Annotated in this window: 9 protein-coding genes; 8 read left to right on the forward strand and 1 reads right to left on the reverse strand. The window is 55.0% G+C overall.

Annotated elements, in window-relative coordinates; translation table 11 throughout:
• The first annotated feature begins 29 nt into the window (after window positions 1–29).
• Window positions 30–608 (forward strand): thymidine kinase, encoded by a 579-nt coding sequence (locus tag AUQ42_RS12445; RefSeq protein WP_068519391.1) that lies wholly within the window; start codon window positions 30–32, stop codon window positions 606–608.
• 36 nt (window positions 609–644) lie between these two features.
• Here AUQ42_RS12445 and AUQ42_RS12450 read toward each other — a convergent pair whose 3' ends face one another.
• A complete protein-coding gene (locus tag AUQ42_RS12450; protein WP_068519392.1) occupies window positions 645–1,268 on the reverse strand; it encodes a LysE/ArgO family amino acid transporter in 624 nt (207 codons plus the stop codon).
• A gap of 102 nt (window positions 1,269–1,370) precedes the next feature.
• Between AUQ42_RS12450 and AUQ42_RS12455 the strand changes: the two genes are divergently transcribed.
• From AUQ42_RS12455 to AUQ42_RS12485, 7 genes are all read left to right on the forward strand, one after another.
• Window positions 1,371–2,270, forward strand: a complete 900-nt coding sequence (locus tag AUQ42_RS12455) for a LysR family transcriptional regulator ArgP (protein ID WP_068519393.1) — start codon at window positions 1,371–1,373, stop codon at window positions 2,268–2,270.
• A 147-nt stretch (window positions 2,271–2,417) separates the two neighbouring features.
• Entirely contained in the window at window positions 2,418–3,749 is a 1,332-nt protein-coding gene (locus AUQ42_RS12460) for a paraquat-inducible protein A (RefSeq protein WP_068519394.1), read from the forward strand.
• On the forward strand, window positions 3,746–5,425 hold the full coding sequence (locus AUQ42_RS12465) for an intermembrane transport protein PqiB (RefSeq protein ID WP_068519395.1): 1,680 nt from the start codon (window positions 3,746–3,748) through the stop codon (window positions 5,423–5,425). Before AUQ42_RS12460 ends, AUQ42_RS12465 begins: the two co-directional genes overlap by 4 nt.
• Entirely contained in the window at window positions 5,422–6,018 is a 597-nt protein-coding gene (locus tag AUQ42_RS12470; protein WP_068519396.1) for a membrane integrity-associated transporter subunit PqiC, read from the forward strand. The genes AUQ42_RS12465 and AUQ42_RS12470 overlap by 4 nt, the downstream gene beginning before the upstream one ends.
• Before the next feature lie 263 nt (window positions 6,019–6,281).
• Complete coding sequence (locus tag AUQ42_RS12475; RefSeq protein ID WP_068519397.1) at window positions 6,282–7,970, forward strand: hypothetical protein; 1,689 nt, start codon at window positions 6,282–6,284, stop codon at window positions 7,968–7,970.
• Between the two features lie 132 nt (window positions 7,971–8,102).
• Entirely contained in the window at window positions 8,103–9,152 is a 1,050-nt protein-coding gene (locus AUQ42_RS12480) for a GlxA family transcriptional regulator (RefSeq protein ID WP_082817844.1), read from the forward strand.
• Window positions 9,153–9,224: 72 nt separating this feature from the next.
• A complete protein-coding gene (locus tag AUQ42_RS12485) occupies window positions 9,225–10,409 on the forward strand; it encodes an MFS transporter (RefSeq protein WP_068519398.1) in 1,185 nt (394 codons plus the stop codon).
• Window positions 10,410–10,453: the final 44 nt, after the last annotated feature.

Here is a 10,453-nt window from a genome sequence, read left to right on the forward strand (position 1 = left end):
TGTCCCATTGACGACTTTCGGGGGGATCCATGGCCAATCTGTTTTTCTATTACTCGTCCATGAATGCGGGCAAATCGACCACGCTGCTTCAGGCAAGCTTCAATTACCGCGAACGGGGTATGGAAACGCTGTTGCTGACGGTTGCCTTTGACGACCGTTTTGGCGAGGGCAAGATTGCGTCACGCATCGGTCTGGAAGCCCCGGCACTTCTGTTTGATGGCCAAACCGATATGTGTGCGCTGATCCTTGGGGAAATGAAAAAGGGCAAGGTCGATTGCGTCCTGATTGACGAGGCCCAGTTCCTGAGCAAGGAGCAGGTCTGGCAACTTTCTGATATCGCTGACAAGCATGGTGTTCCGGTACTTTGCTATGGCATTCGCACCGACTTCCAGGGGCAGTTGTTCGAAGGCTCCAAATGGTTGCTGGCCTGGGCGGACAAGCTTAATGAGCTCAAAACCATCTGCCATTGCGGTCGTAAAGCCGGCATGGTGCTGCGTGTAGATGAAAATGGCGATCCGGTCCGTGAAGGGGCGCAAGTCGAAATCGGCGGCAATGACCGATATGTCCCGGTATGCCGCCGCCATTTCAAGGATGCCATGGGCCAGTGAGGCCAGAATAATGGTTTCTGGTCCAGCGGCGCGCGCTTACGCAAGGATGGCGCTGATTTCCGGTGCAAGCAGGCTATAGGCAACAAGCCACATCACAGCACAGGTGATTGCGTCGACAATTTTCCAGGTGATTGGGCGCGCGACATAGGGGGCAAGCCACGCAGCCCCAAGCGCGATCGAAAAGAACCAGACGAAACTGGCACTCATGGCACCAAGGGCGAAGCCAAGTCGTTCATCCGCCGGATATTGGCCGCCGATCCCGCCCAGCATCACCACGGTATCAAGATACACATGCGGGTTCAGAAGCGTCACGGCGAGTGTCGTTGAAAGTACTGCCTTCCAGCCCTTCTTTGATCTGGTGTCATCTGACAGCGTTTCGGTTTCAAACAGCCGCCGAAACGCGCCGATACCGTACCAGATCAAAAAGGCACCGCCGCCCCAGGCCGCAATTTTGGTCAGAAGCGGGTAGGCCGCAATAAGTGTTCCCAACCCGGCCACGCCCGCCGCAATCAGGATCGCATCACACAGCGCACAGACCAGCGCAACCATCAACGGATGGTTACGGCGCAATCCCTGTCCCAAAACAAATGCGTTCTGGGCACCAATCGCGATAATCAATCCGCCGCCAAGGCCAAATCCGGTTGCGTAAGTCAAAAGCATGTCGGTGTTCCTGTTTGAAGTGATGGCCCACTGATATCAATTTCACAAAATAAGAAAATCGAATTATGATTAAGCACCATTAGAAAAAATTATGGATCAGGCATGCTTGATTACAAACTGTTGCAGGCCAGCGCAGAAGTCATCCGCCATGGCAGCTTTGAAAAGGCCGCCCGTGATCTTGGGCTGACACAGTCTGCTGTGTCACAGCGCGTCAAACTTCTTGAGGAACGTTTGGGGCAGCCGGTCATCATTCGGGCAAAGCCGATTGCCGCCACGGCCGCAGGGCAAAGATTGCTTCAGCATTATCAAAGTGTTCGGTTGCTTGAACAGGAACTGCTTGATGAAATGCCCGACATTCAAAGTGATGGCGGCTATGGTCAGGTCGCGCTCGCGGTGAATGCCGACAGTCTGGCAACCTGGTTTGTCGATGTCCCCAAATATCTGTTTGATCAGCTTGGGCTTCTTGTGCATTTGAAGGTGGGGGATGAATCGCTTAATCACAGTGCGCTTCAGGATGGCACGGTGCTTGGCGCGGTCGATATGCGTTCAACACCGATCCAGGGATGCCGGGTGCGTCCGTTGGGGTTGATGCGCTATGTCATGGTCGTTTCGCCGGAATTCAATGCGCGCCATTTTGCAAATGGCGTGACGGCAGATGCGTTGCGATCCTGTCCGGCCGTCAATTTTTCCGAACATGACGAACTGCAAAACCAGTTTCTTAAGCAATATTTCGGCTTGAATCCCGGCGAATTCCCGGCTCACACCATTCCGAGTTCACAAGGCTTTGTCACTGTCGCGGAACAGGGGATTGCTTATGCCGTTGTTGAACAGCACCAGGCAGAGGAAGCATTGCGAACCGGTCGTCTGATCCGTCCATGCCCGTTTGAAATTGACCGGCCGCTATATTGGCACCACAAAACCATCCAAAGCCGTTTGCTTGATCAGGTCAATGAGATAGTGCTTTCACAAGCCCGCCGTTTTTTGCCCAAAATTACGACATAACAACAAGATAGCGGATAGTGTTCGGGGTGTTTGTTCAGGGATCATGTGATCGTGGCGACACCGATGCGGTTTGACTTCATGTCAAAAGTGTCGCTTACTTTGATGGACGAGCCATCATGGATAACGGTTTGTTTCAACAGGAAAACCATGTCGCGTCGATTGATTGCGTGTGAGCATTGCGACTATCTCCATGTCGAGGAAAGCATCCCGGCAGGCAGTGTGGCGTGTTGTGTGCGGTGTGGCTCACCGCTTTATTCCGCGGAACAAAACCGGTTCGACAAACCTCTGGCACTGGCGGTGACGGCACTCATTCTTTTTGCAATCGCCAACACCTTTCCGGTTTTGACGTTTGGCATGGAAGGCCGGGTTGAAACCAATACACTGGCGAGCGGGGTGGTAACATTCTGGCAGGAAGGATTTCCGTTCCTTGCCTTTATGGTGGCCGTGACATCAATCATCGCACCGTTGCTTTTGATTGCGGCGCATATCTATGTGTTGTTGCCGATCTGGCGAGGAACCAGTTGGCCCGGGATGAAACGGGTATGGCGTGTTCTTGCCGTGGTACGTCCATGGTCGATGCTTGATGTTTTTCTGATCGGGTTGCTGGTGGCATTGACCAAGCTGACCGACTTTGCCCAGGTGATTGCTGGCCCGGCCTTTTTTGCGATTTGCTGTCTGATCCCGACCGTTCTGTTGATGAATGTGACGCTTGATACGCGTGCGGTCTGGCGGCGCATTGCCCCGTCGTCATTGCGCTATCCCGATCAGGATGATTTGCGCGAAAGCACCATGCCAATATCGGGCGCGGTTGCCAGAAAGCACGGCTTGCTGAGTTGCCATACCTGCGCGATGGTGGTCATCGAACAGGAAAATGGGCCAACGAAATGCCCGCGTTGCGGCGATGTTGTGCATCAGCGCAAGGCAAGAAGCCTGTCACGTGCCTGGGCGCTTTTGCTGGCGGCGGTGATCCTTTATGTGCCGGCAAATGTGTTTCCGATCATGCAGGTGACCTATCTTGGCCGGTCCGAAGCCGATACCATTCTGTCTGGTGTCGCGGCATTGACAGCAGCCGGGGAATGGCCAATCGCCATTGTGGTCTTTATCGCCAGTATTCTGGTGCCGATCGTCAAGATCGTGCTTCTGGGATGGGTGTATTTGGCAACCTATCTTGGTCTTGCCGGACCGCTTCGTGAACGCACCCTTATTTACCGGGTGACAGAGCTGGTCGGGCGATGGTCGATGGTTGATGTGTTTATGGTTTCGATCTTGGCCGCGCTTGTGAAGCTGGGCAATATCGCATCGGTTCATCCCGGGTTTGGCGCCGTTGCATTTTGTGGTGTGGTTATTTTGACCATGTTATCAGCAATGGCATTCGATCCGCGGCTGATTTGGGATCGTGCGGAATTGAAGGCGCTGAAATCGCGATCCGATACAGGTTTTGAACGGAACCAAGTTGAAAAACAGGGGACGCCGTCATGATTGACGAACATTCGACTTCATCAGATCCGCGACCCGGATCGCCGGATGTCAAAAAGGGATGGGGGCGTTTTTCCATCGTCTGGCTTGTGCCGTTGGTGGCGTTGATCATCGGGGGCTGGCTGTTATGGCGCGATGTCATGTCAAAGGGGCCGGAAATCACCGTTACCTTTGAATCGGCCGAAGGCATCGCCGCAGGAAAGACTGCCGTTCGTTACCGCGATGTTGATGTCGGGCAGGTGGTCGAAATCGATCTTGCCGAAGACCTTGATCACGTGCGCCTGACCATTCGTATGGATGCGGATCTTGGCGACTATCTGACCGACAAAACGCGTTTCTGGGTGGTTCGACCGCGGGTGACCGTACGCGGGATCACGGGTCTCGATACCATTGTGTCGGGGGCCTATATCGAAGTCGTCCCCGACAAGACCGGCAAAAAACAACGCGATTTCGTTGGCGAGGAAGAACCACAGATCATTCATGACGAAGAAGACGGAACGCGCTTTGTGCTCAAGGCTGACGAGCTTGGCTCATTGGGGACCGGCACGCCGGTTCTGCTGCGCGGTATAGAAGTCGGTGAAGTTCTTGATACCGAACTGACCGAAGATGCAAGCGGTGTGACCATCCCGATCTTTGTGCGCAAACCGTTTGATGCCCTGGTCAAGCGCGATACACGTTTCTGGGATTCAAGTGGTATTGCGCTTGACCTCAATTCCGGCGGCTTGTCGGTTCGTGCACAGTCGGTGCGTTCTGTTCTGGCAGGCGGGATCAATTTCTATACGCCCAACGACAGCACGAATGATGATATGGCGTCTGCCGATACGGTCTTTCGCCTGCATCCAAGTTTGGAAAAGGCCGAGCTGCTGGCCCAGGGATACAGTCAGGAATATATCCTTTATTTCGATTCTTCGGTGCGTGGCCTGTCGCGCGGGGCGCCGGTTGAATTCAATGGTATCCGGGTCGGAACGGTCGAAAGTGTCGATCTGGAATATGTTGTGAACCGCAATATTTTCCGGGTTCCGGTTCTGGTCACGATCGAGCCAGAACGCGTGCGACTGGTTGGTGGTGATCTTGGTACCCGTGATCCGCAGGCAACCATTGAAACGCTTGTCGCCAATGGTTTGCGCGCCCGTCTTAAAACCGGAAGCTTTATCACAGGGCAACTGTTTGTTGACCTGGCGATGAACCCGGTTTCGCCCGCCCGTTATCTTGGCGACGGGCAGGGGCCGTATCCGGAATTGCCAACCTTGCCGCAAAAACTTGACGAAATCGCCAATTCGCTGACCAGCTTGCTTGAAAAGGTCGAAACCTTCCCGCTCGAGGAAATCGGCATTCGTCTTTTGGGGACGGTTGAAGGCATGGAAAATATCGTCACTTCGCCGGCATTGAGTGATGCGATGACTAACCTTAAACAGGCCGCAGCCGGTGTGAGCAGTCTGGTCAACAACCTTGATACCAGCGTTCTGCCCGCAACCCAGACCGCCCTTGATACCGCGCGCGAGGCATTGGGTGGGGTGCGCGATGTGACGGCCCCGACATCACCCGTGCGATACAATCTGGAACAGGCGCTTAAGGAACTGAGTGCCACAGCACGGTCATTGCGGGATCTGACCGAGTTCCTTGAACAGAACCCAAGTGCGCTGATCCTTGGAAAAAGTGGCCCGAAGGAGGATGAATGATGCGACAGATAATCCGGATGCAGACGCGTAAATATCTGTTGTTGCTTGTCGCACCGCTGCTTGTTGCCTGCGCATCGCAATCGGGAACAGATCGTTATTACCTGCTGTCTTCAATGATGCAGCAAACGGCTGATCGTTCCGCACAGGCACCGGTTGTCGGTGTCGGGCCGGTGACCATTCCAAGCCACCTGGACCGGTCAACGATTGTCACGCGCAGCAGTGCCAATCGGCTGGAAGTCAATGCCGGTCATCGCTGGGCTGAACCGCTTGATGAAAACATCAACCGGGTTCTGATGGACAATCTTGATCGAACCGGGCGCGCGTCGCGGCTTGAAACATTCCCCTGGACTTCCCGTGACGGCGTAGTGTGGCAGATCGTTCTTGATATTGACCGGTTCGAACGCCAGGCCGATGGCAATGTTGTTCTGGTGGCACGCTGGAAACTGGTGCATTTCGAAGACGGCGCCATTGTTGAGTCGGCAAAATATAACAAGATCAGCAAACCGGCAGACACCACAATCGAAAGCACCGTTGTGGCCATGAGCACGTTGCTTTCAGATATGACCGGCGAGATCGCAAGTCATATTCCCTAATCTATACAATGGGTTATGCGCACGTTATGCGTGTGAATTCGCATCCGGGCATAAAGGGACGATGCCGTGGATTTCAGGGCCGTTAAGGCATTGAAGGGCAACGGAAAGCGCAGTTATTGTAAAAGTTGTTGATCAACCTATTGTTTTCATACCCCGAATGGACTTATAAAGAAGATACAAATATAAAAAACGGGACACGCGCCTGACTGATTACCGGCAAGTAAATGCCGCCCAAACAGGAAGTTAGGGAGCCAGAGCGCATCATGTCGGATACGACATTTGAAGTATTGGTTCAGCGGGGGGATCGCTGGATCATCCACTCGACATTTGACGTCGAAAAAGAAGCGGTTTCAGAAGCGGAAAAGGTTCTGAAAACCAAGGTGTCTGCCGTACGCGTGGTCCGTAACTGGGAACGCGGCGATGGTCGTCATGTTGAAAAGGTTCTTCTGGAAAAAGAAGGGGCAGGTGACAGCGAAGAAGAAGACGTCCGTGTTTCTTCGATCGATGAAGCGCCGCTTTGCGAGACCGACAACGACCTTTTGCAGAAAGAAAGCCGCGCAACCATCAACCGGTTGCTGCGCAAATATTTCGAACAGGAAATTCTGACTCCTTGCGAGGTAATGTACAATTACCAGAACCTCCGCAAGTTGATGTTCCATGACACCTTGATGCCGACGGCTGTCGACAAGGTTGCCGGTTTGCATGCCAAGGCAACCGATGGCGACCATATCGAGGCGATGAACAACCTTCATGGCGCGATCGAACAATTGTCTGCGCGCGCCCGCGAAGTTGAAAAGGTTGATCTGCCGGCATTCGAAGACGCCACCATCTCGGAAGTGCGCGACGAAATCCGTCGTCTTAACCTGGCCGAAGATACTGATTTCCTGACGATGGTAGCGCTAACACGCGTTCTGTCATCAACCCGCAACTGGGTCGGGAAGCTTGATCTTGCCCTGAAGGTCAAGGGCGACGAAAAAGACGAAGCCGCCCGCAAGATGCTTGATGACGTGATTGCCGATATTCTCGGATCACCGGTCGCGCTCAAGGAATTGCTGGGAAGTTCACGCAGCTTTGGCGAGGCGGTGACGCTTCATATCGATCTGGCTCTTGGCCGTGCAAAAGGCAACCGCGGGGCCGCGGATGATATTCTTGAACTGCTCAACCCGTTATTCGGATCCGGGCTGTTGTCGACCAGTCAGGAAGCGATGTTTGATTACGTCGTACGCGAGTTGCGCAGTGCCAACAACCTGACCCGCCATGAAAGTGATCCCGATCCGCTGGTTGGTATTCTTGATCGTCTGATCACGGAGCGCGGCGTTGTTTATGGCACCCCGATGGTCGAAGCCATCGCAGAACGCGGTGCTCGGTTGCGCAATGTTGGTGGTCCACGTGCCCTGATCGAAGGTGTTGCCGAAATCAACGGCCGCCTGATCCCCAACTATCGCAAGCTGACCTGGCTGATTGCGGTCGCCAATAGCGGCATCGTCGAAGATTTCGCAGACGAGCTGTATGTCATGATGCAGGACGCGGTAAAGGATATGCGGGCCTTGCGGGCCTTCTGTGATCCGGAATCCAAACCGCGCGACAAGATGGCAACGGTCAAGCATATGAATGACCTGCTCAGCGAAAGCAACCTGCCCGAAGACCAAAAGACCCAGATCGGTGCCAAGCTTGATGATGGATTGGCAGAATATCTGGTGCGTGAAAAGGTGATCGAGCGGATTGATAATCCGTCTCTGCACCTGCGCAAACGTGCCTATATGCTTGTGCAATTCTGTTCCAGCGGCGTCTTGATCGAAGGTAAATCGGCGGCAATGGCGCGCAAAAGGGTGGTTGGATATCTGAAACAGCCCAACTTTACCGACAAGCTGGTTGATGACATCAAGGATATGACCGCCAAGGAAGGCACGATCCGCGATTTTTATGCGTTGCTGCAAAGAAGCGGGTTCTGATCGCCAGCCCACAGCATTCCTGATCTGATTGCAAACACCCCGCGATGCCATTTGGCAAAATTCGTGGGGTGTTTGTCATTGTTGCCAAAACCTGTTTGCGGCATGCTTGGATCAATCCAGCAAGGTGTCCGCATGTCAGTATCCAAAACAGCCGCAAAATCAGAAACCCCAAGACGATTGATCGTCTGCCATGCCTATGACCGGGTGATGAGCCTCGATGTCGTCGGGCCACTTCAGGTTTTTGGTTCTGCCAATGACGAATTGACCCGAACCGGGCGGGCAGCAGGATATGACGTGCTTGTCACGGCTACCCGGTCCGGTCCGGTCAGGACGTCCTGCGGGGTGCAGCTTTATGCCGATTGTGGCTGGCAGGATCTTGATCTTTCGACGGTTGATACATTGCTGGTGCCCGGAGGGGACGGGGTTGCGCGTTTCTTTGATGACCATGATTTTCTTGAATGGCTCTGTGCTGCGGAAAAAGTCATTCCGCGCCTTGGATCGGTTTGTTCAGGCGCGCTGATCCTGGCCGAGGCCGGGCTTCTGAACGGGCGCATGGCGACAACGCACTGGTCGCGCTGTGATCAGATGATCCGTGATTATCCGGCCATCCATCTGATGGCCGATCGACTGCACAGCTACGATCCGACCGGATATGACGGTGACCCACATGTCTTTACATCGGCCGGGGTGACGGCGGGCATTGATCTTGCCCTTGCAATTGTCGAGGCCGATTACGGTCGGGCGCTGGCCTTATCGGTTGCGCGGCGGCTTGTGATGTTTCTGAAACGGCCGGGCGGGCAGGCGCAATTCAGTGCCTATCTGACGCCTGAAGGCGGGGCGACCACCCGCTTGGCCGGGTTGCTGGAATGGTTGCCGGCAAATCTGGCCGAAGACCTTTCGCTTGAAACGCTGGCCGGTAGGGCGGGTATGACACCGCGAACCTTTTCACGGGTCTTTAGCCGCGACCTTGGAGTGAGCCCGGCACGCTATGTCGAACGTATCCGGGTCGAAGCCGCACGGGCCTTGCTGCAAGATGACGGGATTACAGTATCGCGGGTAGCCGAATTGTGCGGTTTCAGGCATCCGGAAACCTTGCGCCGGGCCTTTCAGCGACATCTGTCGGTCAGCCCGCAGGAATATGCCGAACGGTTCGCCCGAAAACCGTATGCGGGCGCAATCTAGCCCGCACAGTACCGGCATCAGGCAGATTGCCTGATCAATTCAACACAGTTTGATTTTTTCGGAGTTGGCAACATGTTGTTACTGACCAATGGCGCGGTGCGTCTGCTGTTTATTGCACAGGCCCTTTACTGGTCCTGTTCGTTGATCGGAATTACCCTGACCGCGCTTGTCGGGGTGTCGCTTGCGCCAAGTGCCGGGCTTGCGACATTGCCGCTTGGTGTTTTGATGCTTGGCAACCTCATGTCGGTTCATCCGCTTGCCATGGTGATGCAACGGCGTGGCCGGCGTGCCGGCCTTTTTCTCGGTGCGCTTTGTGGTGTGGCGGGCGGGTTGCTTCTGGCGGCCGGCATTTATATCGGGCAGTTCTGGTTGGTGGCATTGGCACCCTTGTTGATTGGCACCTATCAGGCATCGGCCATGTATTATCGCTATGCCGCGATCGAGGCCGTGGATAAAACGCAAAGTGGCCGGGCGGCGGCACTGGTTGTCGGGGGTGGTGTACTGGCCGCACTCGTTGCGCCGGAAATCGCCGGGTTCAGCCGTGATTTCCTGCCCGTACCGTTTGCCGGTGCCTATGTCGCACTGGCCGGTTTGGCAGCGATGGCTGCGATCATAACAATCATGTTGCCCGATGGCGGCATTCCGGCGCGATCCGGATCAAGCTGGGCCGTGATGGGCGCACTTTTGCGGCGACCGGTAATCCGTGGGGCCATTGCCGTCAGTGCGGCCGGACACGGGATCATGATCCTTGTCATGACGGCAACGCCACTTGCGATGAAATATTGCGGGTTTGATATTGATGTATCGGCCAACGTCATCCGTTGGCATCTGATCGGCATGTTCGTGCCTGCCTTTGTCGCAGGCCCGATGATTGACCGGTTCGGCGCGCATCGGGTGGCATCCCTTGGTGTTGGCATCTTGCTGATCAGTGTCGGTTTTGCTGTGACGGACATATCAGCAGAAGCGTTTCTGATCAGTTCATTCCTGCTCGGGATTGGCTGGAACATGATGTTGCTGGCAGGGACGACCATGCTTGGTGCGGGACATGATCCATCCGAACGCGGACATGCGCAGAGCCTGATGGAGCTTGGCAACAGCATCACGGCAACTGCGGCCTCGATCGCCAGTGGCGCTTTGATCGCCGGGGCAGGGTGGGTCCCGGTGAATTACGGCGTGGTGCCCGTTCTTGTGGTTGCGATGATTTTGATGTGGCGCGGGCTGGTCGCGCAGCGATTAGCCGCACAGGCCGGGGCTTGAAAAAGATAAAAGGAACCGCCGGTCATGAGGACCGGCGGTGAAGT

Source organism: Thalassospira sp. MCCC 1A02491, assembly GCF_001613785.1.
Taxonomy (GTDB): Bacteria; Pseudomonadota; Alphaproteobacteria; order Rhodospirillales; family Thalassospiraceae; genus Thalassospira; species Thalassospira povalilytica.

Coding starts and splice junctions, on each gene's coding strand:
- AUQ42_RS12445 (WP_068519391.1), top strand. CDS start 30: ATGGCCAATCTGTTTTTCTATTACTCGTCCATGAATGCGGGCAAATCG.
- AUQ42_RS12450 (WP_068519392.1), bottom strand. CDS start 1,268: ATGCTTTTGACTTACGCAACCGGATTTGGCCTTGGCGGCGGATTGATT.
- AUQ42_RS12455 (WP_068519393.1), top strand. CDS start 1,371: ATGCTTGATTACAAACTGTTGCAGGCCAGCGCAGAAGTCATCCGCCAT.
- AUQ42_RS12460 (WP_068519394.1), top strand. CDS start 2,418: ATGTCGCGTCGATTGATTGCGTGTGAGCATTGCGACTATCTCCATGTC.
- AUQ42_RS12465 (WP_068519395.1), top strand. CDS start 3,746: ATGATTGACGAACATTCGACTTCATCAGATCCGCGACCCGGATCGCCG.
- AUQ42_RS12470 (WP_068519396.1), top strand. CDS start 5,422: ATGATGCGACAGATAATCCGGATGCAGACGCGTAAATATCTGTTGTTG.
- AUQ42_RS12475 (WP_068519397.1), top strand. CDS start 6,282: ATGTCGGATACGACATTTGAAGTATTGGTTCAGCGGGGGGATCGCTGG.
- AUQ42_RS12480 (WP_082817844.1), top strand. CDS start 8,103: ATGTCAGTATCCAAAACAGCCGCAAAATCAGAAACCCCAAGACGATTG.
- AUQ42_RS12485 (WP_068519398.1), top strand. CDS start 9,225: ATGTTGTTACTGACCAATGGCGCGGTGCGTCTGCTGTTTATTGCACAG.